Genomic DNA, 14,568 nt, shown 5'->3' on the forward strand with positions numbered 1-14,568 from the left:
TTGACATAAATATGCTGCAAACAAATTTAGCAAGAGTTGATGATTTTGCCTCGTAAAACCAAAGTCCAGCCGCAGAAGTCTGTTTTTGGCTGTTTTGAAGGACTGTTTTCCTGTACTGATCTTACAGAATCTTAAATTGTGCAGAAACTAGGCATGAGTTGGCGGAACAGGAACGGACTTTTCTTGCAGTCTTTTTTGGCCCGCGATGTCTTCTTCGCTGTGGGCAGTGAATTTTTGCGATTGAAACGACTTTTGCGAGCGCAAATAGTCGATAATAAACTGGTGCGTGCCCATTTTATCCTTCGTCCACTCGGGCGCTACAAGCTCATCCCAACGAGAAGAGTAAGCCGCCAAGCGATGCATCGCAAATCTCGGCGAGAGATGCTGTAAAAACAGCTCCACGCGACGAGCGTAGGTCTCACGATCAATCGGCATGAATTCTCCGCGATGATACATCTCCTCAAGAGGAGTCTGTTTTAACACGTGCAGATTATGCAGCTTCACGTTCGTGATCGGCAGAGTATTTACGATCTCGGCTGTTTTTATAATATGCTCGTCCGTCTCGCCGGGGTTGCCGAAGATTAAGTGAATTCCTAGATCCACTTTAGTTGCGGCCGCGATCTTGTGAACTGCTTCGATAGAAGCCTCCGCCGTGTGGCCTCGGCGCATGAACTCCAACTGGTCGTTAAAGAAACTTTGCACACCCAGCTCGACGGCTACAAAAGATTTCTCATGATATTCTTGCCACAGATCCAAAACCGCTTTGGAAAGACAGTCAGGACGCGTGCCGAGAGTAAAACCTTTCACCCAAGGATAAGAAAGAGCGACATCGAAATTGTGGCGAAGGGCCGAGACTTTTGTGAACGTGTTTGTGTAAGCCTGGAAGTAGATCAAAAAAGCCTTCGCCTTGTACTTCTCTCCAATCTGAGTTTGGTATTTCTCGATCTGCGTGCGAAGCTCCATGGAAAGGCTTTCTTTATTAGCGGCAGAACCCCAAACGTCACAAAAAACGCAGGTCTGCATGCCTTTAAGGCCGCGGCGGTTTGGGCAATCATCAACGACGGAGACAGGGACCTTATAGACCTTTTCTCCAAAGAGCTTATTGTAGTGCTCGCTGATAGTATGATAGGGAAGACCTAACCAACCTTTTTCCATAGAGACGTTTATAAGTTTCTTTTGCAGGAAGTCAATGAAGTCTTGGCAGGACATCGGATTTGAAATTGAAATCACAGGAGACGGCAGCCCAAGTCTTCGTCTTTTGCAGTCCGTAGATCCACTTAAGGATCGCGGCGAATCCATGCATCACTCAGGCGGAGCCTGCGCAGAAACGCTATTAATCTATGGCGAACCGATTCGCCATGTTCTTGAAAAAGTACAGAAGCCTCACTTTTTAGTGGTTGGTTTGGGCTTGGGCTACATCGAAATGGTGGTGGCTCGCGAAGCTCTCTTGCTGGGAAAATCCAGTGCGGATGTCGGGCGTATCTCCAGTTACGAAAGCGTTCCCGAGCTGCGTTTGTTTTTCTATCAATGGCTTTATGATCAAAAAACAGAAGTGCATCCCGAGGTGTGGGAAACCTATGAAGCGGTTTTCCATCATGTGTTCGTGGGAACCCATCTTAAAAAAGAAGACGTTCAGGTCTTTTTGCGGGCTCGCTTCGCTAAACTAGAAGACATTTATGGACCTCTCAGTGAAGATTCGCAAGTGGAGTCAAAATATCACTGCGTCCTTTATGATGCCTTTAGTTCAAAGACGTCGCCTTTTCTTTGGGAAGAGTCTTTTCTAACGTCATTTCTAAATCAGGCGGCGGAGAACACGTGTGTTGTTTCCACTTACGCATGTAAGGGGAGTCTTAAACGCGCACTGAAAAGTCAGGGGTTTGAGATTTTTGTCCGCGAAGGTTTTCAAGGAAAAAGGAACTCTACTTTGGCGACGAAAAATTTCTAATAATTTGTAACCTAGTCTTTTCGTTAAATCGCTTGATAAAAATTCTCAACAAATTTTAAATTAGTTCATGCGAACGTTGTTGTACGTCTTCTTAATTTTGTTTGCGCCTCTTCTTGTTACCGCAAAGCCTGTTGTACTCGCGACGTTTCCTATTCCGTTGATGGTGGAAAACCCGCACTCCGGGCTTTTTGTGAATCTGACCAAAGAAATCGCCAAAAGAAACAGCCGGGATATTGAAATCGTGATTTTTCCGACTGGAAAAACGCTGCTTGCTTTCAGCAGCGGGAAAATCGACGGTTTTTTCCCGGCCCTCGATGTCTATGTTCCTAAAGTCGCGGCAAAGAGCGCGCCCTTTTATAACAAGATAGATTATGTGTTTTATAAAAAGAGCCGCCCGTTGAAGTCTTTGAAAGACTTAGAAGGCAAAAAAGTCGGACTGACGTTCCGTTATCCTTACGTGAAAGAGCTGACCAGCAATAAGAAAATTAAATTCGAATTTGCCGCTGACGATGTCATCAATATGAAAAAGTTGGGGCAAGGTACGATCGATGCTTTTGTCGTTGAAGAAAGATCCGGTCTAAAAGCCTTACAGATGAGCGGGCAAAAAGGCATTGAGTTCGATAAAAACGCGCCTTTGTCAGAGCAAACCGTTTATTATGCGTTTCAAAACTCGGAACAAGGCCGGCATCTTGCGGAAGTGTTCTCGAAATCAATTGAGTCCATGCGTAAAGACGGAAGTCTCGCTAAAATTCTTAACGAGACTCCTTAGAATAATCTACTCCACAGTGCCTAAACGGATATCCGCATCCAAGACAATATCAAGTTGTTCTGTCTGCTGTAAGCTCCAGCGCAAATCATAAAGCTCGCGTTGCTGAGGATGCTTTTTGATCAAACCTGCGAGAAGAGTTTGCGCTTGCACGCGGGAAGCGTGTTGCACGTTCTTATTTGTTTTTGCTTGCGGCTTTAACGTTTCTGCGCGGAAATTCCACAAGGCCAGCTGAAACTGCTCGTAAGGATGCAGTGATGCATAAGCCGTCTCGGTGATCTCGCGGATTTTTTCTTGAGCTTCCGTAAGGTCTGCAAAAGCCGTCGCGCGATCGCCCTGCAAGATAGCGCGAGCTGCACGGTAAACTTTCATTCGCGCCCACATGAAGTGATAAGGGAATTCAAAGACGCCGTTCATGCGGGAGCCCTCTTGAGCTTGTTGCAAAAGTTTGAGCGTTTGGTCGAGACCTGCTAAAGACTTCGAATCGGATTCATTGCTAAGGTAAGCCTGAACATAAAAACCCATGGAGTCATACCAAGAAGCTTTGTCACCGTCTTCAGCGGCTTTGGTTACCCCTAAAATCTGCACGGGATTGGATCTGTCTTGGGTCAGACGGAAGCCCACAAAGTGGGAACGGTTTGTGGGATATGTTTCACCGACGCTCATCCACCATTCCTGGCGGCCTGGCACCATCACGTGAGTGGCTGCCGTATAGACTTTTGTTGTTGTGCGACCAAAACTGCGAGGTCCCACCAACTCGTCATAGTGGCCAGATAGACGATTGATGACCCATTGAGCATCAATCGCGCCCCAGTTTTCCTGAACGGTACGGTTGACATGGGTCATGCGGGCTCTTGTTTCGAGCGTTTTATTTAGACTGTATTCATACCCTTCCACACTTGTTGCCGCCGCCAGAAAGTGATTCGACTGTCCAAGGAAAGCGTGTTGCTGACGACGAGCCACAACAACGGTGTCGCCACTCATCTCGATGGACGCGGATTCATCGGTTTTGGAGTCGGAAATAAAGAACGTCCAAGCGCCGAAGCCTTTGCGGGTTTGAATCATGCCAATAGCTTCATTTAATGTGCGCGCGTTCTGCAAAACCGTATGAAGAAGATAAGGTGCGATATCGGATTCGCCTCTCTCATAGCGCAAACGAGTGCCTTCTGTTTGCAATTCGTGCAGACTTACCGACAGACCATAATTGTTGATGCCGCTAATACCACCGGCATAGTGCAGACCTGCAGAGCCCAGTCCGACAGAGGTGATTCCGTTTTTCTGGCGATTGATGACGATCACTTGTTGACCCTCATAGAACCCCAAAAGACCGGTATCGAAGTTACGCCCGTGAACGAGTGCTCCGTCCGTGGAGCCTGTTGCTGAGGCACTAATCCCTGTGCAACCCATTTTTAAAGAACGTAAACCTTGCGCTAGTTTTTTAAAAGGCTTTAAGAGTGAATTGCCGACGAAATAAGGAGCGCAGGAAGAGAAAACTTTGAATTTGCCTTTCGTTGGACTTTCTTCGAGTTGTCTTTGCATGGCATCGACGAAGATAGAAAATTCCACCATATAGTTGGTCTCTTCAAAGGCGTTCCATTCAATGTGGCCGCCGGCATCGCGCAAACCTTTATGCAGGTTTTTTAGTCCCGCTTTAAATTCATTCGAGACACTGTGGCGGTAATTATCAATCACACAGTTTTTAATGAGCATGAATGTTTCTTTTTCTTTATTCGAGAGCTCGTTGAAGGCACGCTCGGTACGCACCTGCACGCCGCGTAGAATGCCGCGCTCGATTTCAGGGCGTAAGAAATAGCCGTGATAATAGGCCGTTTCTGCAAAGCCGCCTTGGAAATCCAAAACATGCACGTCTTTGCTAGTACCCGGTGCACGGCAAATAAAGTGTTTTTGTCCATGCAATTCATTTTGCAAAGTGCAATCGGCATAACTGATTGTCGGGCTCAGAAGGAAGCTCAGAAAATAAATAAGGTGTTTCATAGAATTCCCATTGATAGATAGATTGAAAAAGTTAAAAAACCACAGGCGGCGACCACTTCGATTTTTCTAAGGATCTGTTGAAGAGATCCGTGGAAAACGCGAAGCACCCACAAGAGTGCAAAGAAACTCACGATAAATGCACTCAAATAAGCCAGAACGCCGGCGAACATTGTGAGGTTATTTTCGGTAAGATTCACAAACAGGCCTGCATAGATAAAGACCAGGTGAAAATTCCCCAGAGTCAGAAAGAAACTTCGGCGAAAACTCGGTGCACCCACCGTCGACGGTTGTTCCTGTTGTTCTTTTCCCGGGAAAAGAACTTTCAGAGAATACAGAAGCAAACATAAGACGGTGAGGGACGTCAGAAGAGCTTTCAACCACACGATTTGCCAAAGCGATGTTCGTAAAAGCAAAACCGCTGCGGCAATATAGATTAAGTCGCCCAGAAGAAATCCGGCGATGGATCTCCAGGGCCACGCTTTTCTCGCAATCAGGTTGCGGATAATATTAAACGTCGCCGGCCCTAAGGCGAATGCTGAAATAAAACCTAAACCGCTAAACCAGAGGATCATTGGACGACCTCAGGTGCTGCAATGTGTGCACTGATGAATTTTAAATATTCTTCTGCTGTTTCGAAAGTCGTTTTCATTTTGAATTGTCCGCGACTGCGGTTCTTTTCGAAATAAGCTTGCAAATAGTCAGCGCTCATAAGTGTGACTTGCGCGCGGCCTAATACTTCAATTTCGCGGCAATCCTGATAATCGCCGTTAAGACGCTGCATTTCTTTATCCAAAGTTTGCGCTAAAAGCTCTTTATCGACTTCGCTGTGTGTTGGAATAAACAGAGTCCAAAGATAAGAAACTTTGCCGTCGTGATTTATTGGAGACAAAAAGAAATGGCGCAGATCCACGTTCGTTGCATTTTTAGTCGCAAGGTAGCAGTCAAGAATTTCGTCGTCGCTCACTTTTTCGGCGGCGAGGTTCATACCCGTGCTTTTTCTGCCGACAAACTCAAAGACGAGGTCGCCTTGATACTCCGTGAATACCACGACGTCTTTCATTGCGTAGTGAATAAGGCCGTTAGGCGTGCCGATGTTGATTGAATAAGGAGTGTTCATCTTGATTTCGTGCAAGCCGAGATTGCGTTTTTCTCCTTCAACAGGAGTGAAGGAGTACAACAAATCCGGATTCAAAATATAACGTTGCTGGCCTTCATTGTATTTTTCGTACGGAAGACCGATGGCTCCCTCTGTCGCAGCGTAAACGCCATAGTAGTTCAATTCATGACCAACAAGGCGGTCAATGCGCTCTTTGTATTGTTTAATCGGTGTCGCGGCATAAACGAACACTTTAAGATTCGGCCAAATTTCGTTGATGTGCTTTTTTCCGGTTTTTTGTAAAATGGCTTCAAAGATACTGATAATATAAGTCGGGATACCGCTGACAACCTGGATGTCCTGATGCAATGACTCTTGAATAAGAACATCGATTTTCTTATCCCAATTGGAAATCGCTAGAACTTCTTTAGATGGAAAAGTGTTTTTTGCAAGAGACTTCGGAACACGCGTGCTCAAGATGCCGGAGATATAGCCGAACTTGAAACCGTTTTGGGAATAAAGATAAGGGTCGGATCCAAAAGTCAAACGGCCGACTTTTAAGAAATTGATATCAGGCTCAAGAGCGCTGAGCTTGCTCGCAATGCGCTTTTGCGACTTTAAGAACATACGAATCATTTTTTCGTTATATGGAACACGCTTGCTGTCTTTTCCAGAAGTACCCGAAGAAAGACCAAAGTGGGCCACATCGTCTTTGAAAAGAATGTCTTGGTGGCCCGCTGCGACCATATCAATGTAAGGGGCATATTCATCGTAACCATAGACCGGAACGTGATTCACGAACTCTTCATATGTGTGAATGTGAGAAAGGCGAAGATCGCGGTAAAGACGTGTTCCGCGCAAGGAGCGGCGCAGGCTGTTGAAGTTATCTTCTTGCTTATTCAACATATCTTTACGGCTCACACTCATGTATTGAGCGTAAGTCTTCAAGTATTTTTGACCTAAGTTTTGCACTACAGAATCCATTGCTAGCATAAACGTACTCCTTTTTTGTTTTTGTCCTTAATTGTTGATGGAGCTAATTTATGTGGGCTTCAGTGCTTTGTCGTTGAATCGGGTTGACAGGTTTGGCGCGTTTTTGTCTAAAACTCGCGTTTCCATTGACAGTTTTCGGGGGTTTTTGTCAAAATTACCCGATGGCAACACAGTCCAAAGAAGAAATCTATTTCGCCGTATGTAATGCAATCCTGAAAATGGAAGTCGCAAAGGGACACTTGAAGTGGACTCTCTCGGATATTTCCCGTGAATCAGGAATCACGCGTTCTTTGATTTATTATTATTTCGGGAAAGAGAAAAAATCCGTTCTGGAAGAAGCTTATAAGTTCGTTATTTCTCAGTTCTTCAATATCGAAAGAACAAAGACTATGGGCATCCGCGAGCGTCTCAAGCAAGTTCTTCGTGACGTTAAAAAAATGCCTTATCTTTTTGTGTTGTATTATCTCGAGAGAAACAACGATGGTGAGATCGGTAAAATGATCAAAGATGCGGAAAAGCTTTTATTGAAAGCTTTGAAGGTGGAGTTTCCCAAGCTTTCTGATATTCAAATTCTTGAGATCTATTTGAAAGAGTTGGGCGCCATCACTTATCAACTCCCTGAAGAACGTGTGAACGAACTTTTTGAAAGTTATATTTAAGGAGTATTATGCCTCATCTGCGCTTTCGTGCGACATCTGCAGCTGAAGTCCGGGAACTCAGCAGCTCTCTTCCCAAAGAATTGGCTGCGGCAATGCAAACATCTGAAGATAATTTCACGTTTGAGCTGGTAAATACGCAATACTTTGCGTCAGGTCAAGAAACGCCGTCGTATCCATTTGTTGAGGTTTTGTGGTTTGAGCGTCCGCAAGAAGTGCAGGACCGTTGTGCTGTCATTATTACTGAAAAAGTCAATGCCTTGGGAGCTTATGAAGACGTCGTTGTGGTCTTTCAGGTGTTGCCGAAAGCGTCTTACTACGAAAACGCCCGGCATTTTTAGAATCACTCTTCGGAAAGAGCTTTCGGAGTAAAGCGGTTCGGTTTCAAATTCTGATCGAGTTTAACCTGGGAAATCGTAATTTCTGTTCCGCGCTTGTTTTGTACGTTGCGAATTTTGATCTTGCTTGCGCGCCATTTATTGCCGGCCAGTTTTTTATAGCCGGTGATATCCAAAACTTTCAGAAGCTTTCCTTGCTTGTCGAAGCACTCTGCTTTCACGGGCAGAAAGTTTTCAGCGGCAACATAGCTTATCACTTTGGCGTAGGATGATGACGTGGCATTTACGTCACTTTCGATGAGATAATATTTCTTCCCTTTCACTTCGATCTCTTTTTTAAGAGTATTCTGAGCGCCTTGCTCGCGATTAAAGTCAAAATCTTCGACGCTTAATTCAGATCCCAGAATGCCGCCTTGGCCGGATTCTCCGGTTAAGCGACGCGTTTGTTTCGTCGAAGGAAGATAAATCCATTTGTCTTCCTCTGTGCCTTTTAACGTTGCAAGCAAAGCGGTGCCTTTCAGATCCTGCGGCTTTTGCATGCGCACCATAAGATAGTGTTCTTTTTTCTGAGGACTTAAGCGCCAAATTTTCATTTCACGGTCTTTGCTGGAACCGTCGGCTTCGATGATTTTCATTTTTACGACAAACTCTTCATCGTGAGCGCGCAAGCGGTCCGACATCTCTTGTCCGATTTTTTCTACGGTGGGGGCTTGTGCGTGAGTAGGAGCCGGAGTGAAAGAAATAAACAAAGTTAATAAAATCGCAGATGCTGTGGCCATAGCTTTCTCCTTTTTCCACGGTACTGGAGCCAAGAGCCATGGGCAACTTTTCAACATAGTTGGGAGAAGAATCAAATCTCCGACAAGTCCTGCGAGCATGGATAACAACATATAAAATCCGAAAATACGATTCATGGCAAAGTACGAGGCCATAAAGACCGAGAAGCCCGCAAGCAACGTCAAACTTGATATGAGACAAGGATTGCCTTCTCGCCACAGAGTTTTTTCGATCTCTAGTTCTTTCGACTTCGAAGTCTTTTGAATTAATCGCAAACGCTCCAGCAAGTACACGGTGTTGTTAAATGCCAGACCCAGTGCGATCGAGAAGATGATGGCCACACTCGGTTTAATCGGCGTTTCAGAAATTGCCAAAAATCCTAACAAGGCGGCCGGTGGCACCAGATTGGGAATGCACGCCACCAAAGCCCAGCGTAAAGATTTGAAGACGAAGACCAAGACCAAGCAAATTGCCGCCATCGATTGCCAAAAGCCAAAAATCAGTTCGTGCGAAAGCTCGTTATTCAAATGATGAATCGTTGAACCCATGCCAGTGATGGTGACACTCATTTGTGGAAAAGTTTTTTCCGTCATGTCTTTAATTGTGTTCACCACCGATTGCAGCTGATTCGCTGGCAAGTCCGTTGTTCTGACGGAAATGCGTGTGTTCGAAGAATCCGTATTCAAGAAGTTCTTCAAAGGACTGTTACTTGAAAGTGAATAAAGAAAGAAAACCTCGGCGGTCGAAGAGCGGCTTGCCGGGAGGCGCGAGTGATGAAGATTCGCCGCCGCAATCAAATCCGGCAGACCCACGACGCTGCCAACACCGTCGATACGGCGAATGGCGGTAAGAAGCTGGTCCAAGGTAGCCAAAAGTTTCGGGTCGTTCCATACGTCAGAGGCGCCTTTCACTTCGATATCAATAGGAATCATACCGCCGAGTTCTCGATCAATAGTTTCGGTGGAAAGGCGTACTTGATGATTTGTCGGCAGATCATCAAAAAGGCGCGCGGACCACGAAAGACCTTGGCCTTTGATAGCTAAAGCCGAACAGACAAGAACAATAAGAAATGCCCAGATTCCCGAACGACGGAAAAGATAAAGTCCCCAGCGCGCTTTCGCCCAAGCCCACAATCGCGCTTGCGGTCCCGGAAGAAAATGCAAAAGCGGGAAGAGTAAAGCGGTTGTCGCCAGCCAGCCGATCATAATCGCGATAGAAGCTGTAATTCCATAATCGCGGATCAAAGGCACCTTAACGGTTAAAAGGGCAAGAAAACCGATCATCGTTGTTGTCGATGCAAAGAAATTCGGTCCTATCAGTTTTTTAAAGGTAAAGTTAACGACCTCATGATGGGACAGTGTCGGCTGATTTTTTCGCTCTTCGGTATAACGTAATAACGTATGAATACACAGCGAGACGACATCGACCGTCGTTAAAATAGGAATGGTGCTGGAGAGAATGGAAAACGGATATCCCGCCAAGGCCATGACCGCGAGGACCAGAATATTCGCAACTAAAATAACAATAAAAGAAATGATCAATGGCGACCAATTCGCAAAAACCAATCCCAGAACAAGGAAGCAGGCGATAAAACCCAGAACAACGAAGTTGCGAATCTCCGTCTGCAAAAGCACGCCGACATCCGTTTGCACTGCGGGGGTTCCGCCGATCTCGACCTTTGAAAAAGGAATAGCAGCGCTCGCCGTTACTTCCAGATTCTGGCGAAGATGAAGAAGCTCCTGTGTGTTCAAAGGTTTGATGTTCACAATAATAGAAGCGGTCTTTCCGTCCTGGGAAATCAGCGTCGGAGCGATCAGCGGATTCGCCAGCGTTTCCGCTTGCCATTTTTCTTCAGGCAGATTTTTTAATAGAGGTCCGACACTAAGACCAGTTTCGCTGCTCAAAGCTCCTTGAACGGTCGCAAGACTCATCGTGTTTCTGACGCCGGGAAAATGCGCAAGCAAATCTGTGAGTCTTTCTAAGCTTTCGATTTTATCTTTGTTAAACCAGGTCTCGCTATTTGCGTTCACTTTTGCTGTAATGATGAACGGTTGCGAATCGGACAGTTGGAAAAGTTGTCGTGTATGTTCATCGCGTTTAAGAAGAGGATTATCTTTAGGAAGAAATTGCTTAAGGCTGTACTGAGTTTGCAGTTTTGGCAAAGCGAACAAACTAAGAATGGTAAGTAAAAACATTATAAGAAGAGTAGAGATGGAGAGTCTTTTGACGGAAAGCGGGAAATTCGGATTCTCTTTCTTTTGTTTCTTCATGCAGTGTCTTCTTTCGATTCTTTCGTTAACAAGTTTCTTTAGAAAAATCGTACTTCGCCGTATCTTAAACTCATGATGATGGGAACAATGATGAAAAAACAAAGAAGAGAGATAACGACCAAAGGCCTATCGGCGGCGCTTTTTATATTCTTGATATCTTCACACGCATTTGCAAGTTCACAAATTAATTCTGAATTTGAACTATCACTTCCTAGACAGTTTCAACAAAGTTTGATTGAGAAAAAATGGGAATCCCTCGTGAACAAAGAGTTTCAGGGAAACTGGCAATTTCCTGATCAGGAAATTCTCTCTCAAGATGTTCCGGTGAAGTTAAAAAATATTTCTTTGCAGATGAAGACCTTCCTGCACAAACCTGCTTTAGGAAATGGGCAAAGTGTCTTGGAGCTTGCATCGAAAAACCTCAATGCGGAAATTCACATGGGTGAAGTTTCCGTCGATCACGTCGTAGAACGTGTTGTCGGGGGAATCATCGGTCGTTTTCGCGTGCACGCTCTCTGTAAAGATGTGGTGCTGACTCTTTCTCCGGGAAAAGGATCTTTTGCGATGGTCGTGGCTCCGCAGTTGGGAAGCACGCAGGCGGGGATGGCCGTGCAATCCGTCCACCTAGCCTGGGAACCAGGAAGCTGGACGACGCCGGAAATTAAATGTGAGGGTGTTGAGGGTTTCGACGATCTTCTTCGTCAGGAGATCACCAAGATCGCCAACGATTCACAGCGCTTCGTAGAGCCACAGAAAGAGCTGATTAAAAAATACATCCAAGATTCTCTTAAAGAATTCAAATTTGATTTCGGCGGAGCCAAACAGCTCGTAGCCATGCGACCGGACGTACGTATTTTGATGAAAATCGACAATTATCAAGACACCGGCGAAGCGGGAGCTTTGGTCAAAGGTCATCTTGAAATTGAATTCACTCAATCGAAAACAGAGGAAGTGAAAATACTTACATTGGATGCGACGAAGGCAATGCCCGTGTCATCGGAAGCCCAATTACGACTGCCCAAGGAATTCGCTAAGGAAGTCCTGCGCATGGCTTATGGGGCAAATTCTTGGATTCATCAAGTCTACTCGAACAAACTTCCCGGATTTTCCGCGTTGACCGGATCGCGATTTGCGCAATTCTTCGTTTGGCCGGAACTGATGAATTATTCGAAGTCCGCAAAGTTCTTGTTTGACGTGTACTCAAATAAAGATGTGGATATTCAAGGTGCGGGAACCAATTATCAAGTGAAAGCGACGTTCTTATCGAAAATGCAAGCCCCCCGCAGCGGCAAGTATGTGCCTTTTATGAATTTCACGTTGCCGTTTAGCTCCAAAGTGCAAATCAAAGTCGACGGCGGAAAAGCACAGGCCTATTTTGCAAACCCTTCGTTAGGCATGACGCCGCAATGGGATGCTTCGTACGTAAAAAAATACGGACCGAATCGTCGTTTCTCAACATCAAAGATCCGCGATAAAATCGTCTCGGGTCTTTGGGGAAAACGGGTGACCGTGCAGCTTCCGCAAATCCCTATTGCTGAAGATTTGTCATTGTCCGTGAAAAAACTGATTGCTCCGGCAGATCAAGATATGCTCTTGCAATTAGCTCCTTAAAAAGAAGCCGACAAGCTCAGAGTGTACGAGTCATTGTTCTCGTACACTCCTAAAGGTGTTTCTTGCGAGCCTTGAATAAAATCGGCCGTGAAGGTTAGAACCCAGCGGTCGAAAAATCTTCGTCCTATACTGGCTTCGATAAAATTACTTCCGTGTTTTTGATCATAAAGACCTAAAAGAGAATAATTCCAAACTTCTTTCCACGTCATGCGACCGCCGAGCATCCAGGCTTCGCGAAAAATTTCTGTGACGGACAAGTTTGAATCGTTGGCTCGTTCCGATGTGATAAGAGAATACTGCAAGACACCGATTAAAAAGCCCTTGTCGCCCAGAGGGAAGTTCTTTTCCAGCGCGGCTACGTTTTCATGGGTCCAGCCGGGCAGTAACGGGTCATCGCCGATACTTTGCGAATAAGCACTGGCATACTTAAACAGCATTTCCCAAAATGTCGCCGTGAGGGTGAGGCCTCCCTGGCGCAGACGATAGTTTTTGGTGTTGAGCGTGACGTCCGGATCTACTTGCACAATGGTCTTAGGCGAGACGGCGACGATGGTGCCCGTAACAACGGGTTGGACAATCGGGAATGAAGCGACACCTTCATAAAAACTAAGACCGATATCAAAAACATCCCCGCGTCGTTGCACGCGAAAAGCACCGTTGTTATCCAGAGCATTATCCAAGCTTTCCTTTGTTCCGTAATGATAGCGAAGTGTCTCCGGCAATAGAAGAACCAGATCGTTTTCAGGCGTGTAAGGGACGTACACTTCGCGCGGCAGCCAGCGGCTTTCCGTGCCTGGTAAAATCGCCTCACGGCTTCGCGGAATGTAAATGAGTTCATACTCCCAATTCCCCAGCGTTTGCGAAAACACCATAGACAGAGATCCCAGCTTGCGACTGTGAAGCGGGTCGAAGTATTGCTTTTGATTGACGATATCGACGGGATTATAACCGTCAGTCACGCCCCAGGTGAAAATATTTGCGCCCGCCTGCAAACTGTAAGTTTCACCGGTATAACGAAAGTATCCTTCAGTCACATCGAAGAAATATTTTTCTTCGTCTGAGTTGTTGTTCGGATTCGCAACGAAAGTCAGTTTGGAGTAAAAGCGAAAATTATCTTTGTATTTCCAAAGATAGTTCGGATCGAGTTCGAGTTTATAGAGATCCCGATTTGTATTGTCGCCGATATCCTGCGGAAAATAAGTGGCTTCCAGTTTCGTATCAATATGCAAAGCCCATTCAGTCGCCCGTTTGGCTTCCGCTGTCTGCAACATAAAAATACTAAGAAAAAAAAGAAAGAGGCATTTCATCTCCCTCTAGGAAACACATCTTTGCATTTAAAATCAGTATGTGAATTCGCAGAAACTAAGTCGTCGTGAACTTATTGACGTACTCGATAATGGAGCTTTTAAATTCTTCGCCCAACTCTACGAAGCGCAGGCCCGCGTAGCCATCGTTTCCGACATAAACCACCTCGCAGGTGGCATTGATCGTGACGAAAAGATTGGGGCTTGTCAGGGTGGCCTCAAAGCGCTCTCCGATCTGCAAGTTTTGCGCGTCATTGACACCCAAACCCCCTTCGCTGATTGAGATCACGCGGCACTTAAATTCACCTTTCGGTCCCTGACAAACCAATGTTCCCACCATCGGGACACGCGGGTGAGAGCGGCGGCTAATTCCCAAATCGTCCACCACACGGGGAACGGAATAGACTTCCTTCCACGCAGGATTTGAATCAGGGCGAATATCCACGGCTGAGTAATCAGTCAGGGTCTTCAGATAACTGATCAGTTCGTTGTATTTCAAGGGTGCTTTTTGTTGGCCTTCCACGCGCACATGCCAGATGCCCTGATTTTCAGCAGCAGGGCGAGTGGCCACATTCGTTGTATCTTGCAGAGCTTGGTGCCAGCGCGACGGCGTCATCCATTCCGACTGACCTCGGCCCCAGATCTGGGGTTCCTTCGTATTAGGGAGGCGGCTTTCCACTTCTTCATGACTGTAGGGACCGGTCACTTGACCTTCACTTAGAATAAACCAAATTTTTGGATCCGCCACAGGTGAACTCCTCAGTTGACTCTTGTGCTTTATTACAGCGAAATGTATACCGCTTTGTCTAGGAGAATT

12 protein-coding genes are annotated in these 14,568 nt (G+C 45.9%); 5 read left to right on the plus strand and 7 right to left on the minus strand.

What is annotated here, in order from left to right:
* Nucleotides 1-147 precede the first annotated feature (147 nt).
* Nucleotides 148-1,155 carry a tRNA modification radical SAM protein MnmL/YtqA gene (mnmL, locus tag QJS83_RS11125; RefSeq protein ID WP_284604861.1) on the minus strand — a complete coding sequence of 336 codons (1,008 nt, stop codon included), beginning with the start codon at nucleotides 1,153-1,155 and terminating at the stop codon, nucleotides 148-150.
* A gap of 34 nt (nucleotides 1,156-1,189) precedes the next feature.
* Between mnmL and QJS83_RS11130 the strand changes: the two genes are divergently transcribed.
* Together QJS83_RS11130 and QJS83_RS11135 are read left to right on the plus strand one after the other, a co-directional pair.
* Nucleotides 1,190-1,945, plus strand: coding sequence for an MnmC family methyltransferase (locus tag QJS83_RS11130; RefSeq protein ID WP_284604862.1), 756 nt, complete (start codon nucleotides 1,190-1,192; stop codon nucleotides 1,943-1,945).
* A 67-nt stretch (nucleotides 1,946-2,012) separates the two neighbouring features.
* Complete coding sequence (locus QJS83_RS11135; protein ID WP_284604863.1) at nucleotides 2,013-2,714, plus strand: substrate-binding periplasmic protein; 702 nt, start codon at nucleotides 2,013-2,015, stop codon at nucleotides 2,712-2,714.
* Nucleotides 2,715-2,720: 6 nt separating this feature from the next.
* Here QJS83_RS11135 and QJS83_RS11140 read toward each other — a convergent pair whose 3' ends face one another.
* From QJS83_RS11140 to QJS83_RS11150, 3 genes are read right to left on the minus strand one after another with little or no spacing between them, the layout of a single operon-like run.
* Entirely contained in the window at nucleotides 2,721-4,706 is a 1,986-nt protein-coding gene (locus QJS83_RS11140) for a C45 family autoproteolytic acyltransferase/hydolase (RefSeq protein ID WP_284604865.1), read from the minus strand.
* Nucleotides 4,703-5,278 (minus strand): hypothetical protein, encoded by a 576-nt coding sequence (locus QJS83_RS11145; protein WP_284604866.1) that lies wholly within the window; start codon nucleotides 5,276-5,278, stop codon nucleotides 4,703-4,705. Before QJS83_RS11145 ends, QJS83_RS11140 begins: the two co-directional genes overlap by 4 nt.
* Complete coding sequence (locus QJS83_RS11150; protein WP_284604868.1) at nucleotides 5,275-6,795, minus strand: GH3 family acyl-acid amido synthetase; 1,521 nt, start codon at nucleotides 6,793-6,795, stop codon at nucleotides 5,275-5,277. The genes QJS83_RS11145 and QJS83_RS11150 overlap by 4 nt, the downstream gene beginning before the upstream one ends.
* 161 nt (nucleotides 6,796-6,956) lie before the next feature.
* Here QJS83_RS11150 and QJS83_RS11155 point away from each other — a divergent pair, with 161 nt between their 5' ends.
* Together QJS83_RS11155 and QJS83_RS11160 are read left to right on the plus strand one after the other, a co-directional pair.
* Nucleotides 6,957-7,454, plus strand: a complete 498-nt coding sequence (locus QJS83_RS11155; RefSeq protein ID WP_284604870.1) for a TetR/AcrR family transcriptional regulator — start codon at nucleotides 6,957-6,959, stop codon at nucleotides 7,452-7,454.
* Between the two features lie 8 nt (nucleotides 7,455-7,462).
* Nucleotides 7,463-7,792 (plus strand): DUF1904 domain-containing protein, encoded by a 330-nt coding sequence (locus QJS83_RS11160; protein ID WP_284604871.1) that lies wholly within the window; start codon nucleotides 7,463-7,465, stop codon nucleotides 7,790-7,792.
* 2 nt (nucleotides 7,793-7,794) lie between these two features.
* Here the strand turns inward: QJS83_RS11160 and QJS83_RS11165 are convergent, their stop codons facing one another.
* Nucleotides 7,795-10,836, minus strand: coding sequence for an outer membrane lipoprotein-sorting protein (locus tag QJS83_RS11165; RefSeq protein ID WP_284604873.1), 3,042 nt, complete (start codon nucleotides 10,834-10,836; stop codon nucleotides 7,795-7,797).
* Between the two features lie 258 nt (nucleotides 10,837-11,094).
* On the opposite strand from QJS83_RS11165, the gene QJS83_RS11170 reads away from it, so the two are divergent.
* Nucleotides 11,095-12,447 carry a hypothetical protein gene (locus QJS83_RS11170; RefSeq protein ID WP_284604875.1) on the plus strand — a complete coding sequence of 451 codons (1,353 nt, stop codon included), beginning with the start codon at nucleotides 11,095-11,097 and terminating at the stop codon, nucleotides 12,445-12,447.
* On the opposite strand, the gene QJS83_RS11175 is transcribed toward QJS83_RS11170, so the two are convergent.
* Nucleotides 12,444-13,718 (minus strand): hypothetical protein, encoded by a 1,275-nt coding sequence (locus tag QJS83_RS11175; protein ID WP_284604877.1) that lies wholly within the window; start codon nucleotides 13,716-13,718, stop codon nucleotides 12,444-12,446. The genes QJS83_RS11170 and QJS83_RS11175 overlap by 4 nt on opposite strands.
* A gap of 91 nt (nucleotides 13,719-13,809) precedes the next feature.
* A complete protein-coding gene (locus tag QJS83_RS11180; RefSeq protein ID WP_284604879.1) occupies nucleotides 13,810-14,499 on the minus strand; it encodes a PilZ domain-containing protein in 690 nt (229 codons plus the stop codon).
* Between the last annotated feature and the right edge of the window lie 69 nt (nucleotides 14,500-14,568).

The organism is Bdellovibrio sp. 22V (assembly GCF_030169785.1).
GTDB lineage: Bacteria > Bdellovibrionota > Bdellovibrionia > Bdellovibrionales > Bdellovibrionaceae > Bdellovibrio.

Bases quoted from the DNA above. Each gene is read 5' to 3' on its own strand.
- mnmL (WP_284604861.1), bottom strand. From the start codon at position 1,155: ATGGAAAAAGGTTGGTTAGGTCTTCCCTATCATACTATCAGCGAGCAC.
- QJS83_RS11130 (WP_284604862.1), top strand. From the start codon at position 1,190: ATGAAGTCTTGGCAGGACATCGGATTTGAAATTGAAATCACAGGAGAC.
- QJS83_RS11135 (WP_284604863.1), top strand. From the start codon at position 2,013: ATGCGAACGTTGTTGTACGTCTTCTTAATTTTGTTTGCGCCTCTTCTT.
- QJS83_RS11140 (WP_284604865.1), bottom strand. From the start codon at position 4,706: ATGAAACACCTTATTTATTTTCTGAGCTTCCTTCTGAGCCCGACAATC.
- QJS83_RS11145 (WP_284604866.1), bottom strand. From the start codon at position 5,278: ATGATCCTCTGGTTTAGCGGTTTAGGTTTTATTTCAGCATTCGCCTTA.
- QJS83_RS11150 (WP_284604868.1), bottom strand. From the start codon at position 6,795: ATGCTAGCAATGGATTCTGTAGTGCAAAACTTAGGTCAAAAATACTTG.
- QJS83_RS11155 (WP_284604870.1), top strand. From the start codon at position 6,957: ATGGCAACACAGTCCAAAGAAGAAATCTATTTCGCCGTATGTAATGCA.
- QJS83_RS11160 (WP_284604871.1), top strand. From the start codon at position 7,463: ATGCCTCATCTGCGCTTTCGTGCGACATCTGCAGCTGAAGTCCGGGAA.
- QJS83_RS11165 (WP_284604873.1), bottom strand. From the start codon at position 10,836: ATGAAGAAACAAAAGAAAGAGAATCCGAATTTCCCGCTTTCCGTCAAA.
- QJS83_RS11175 (WP_284604877.1), bottom strand. From the start codon at position 13,718: ATGTTGCAGACAGCGGAAGCCAAACGGGCGACTGAATGGGCTTTGCAT.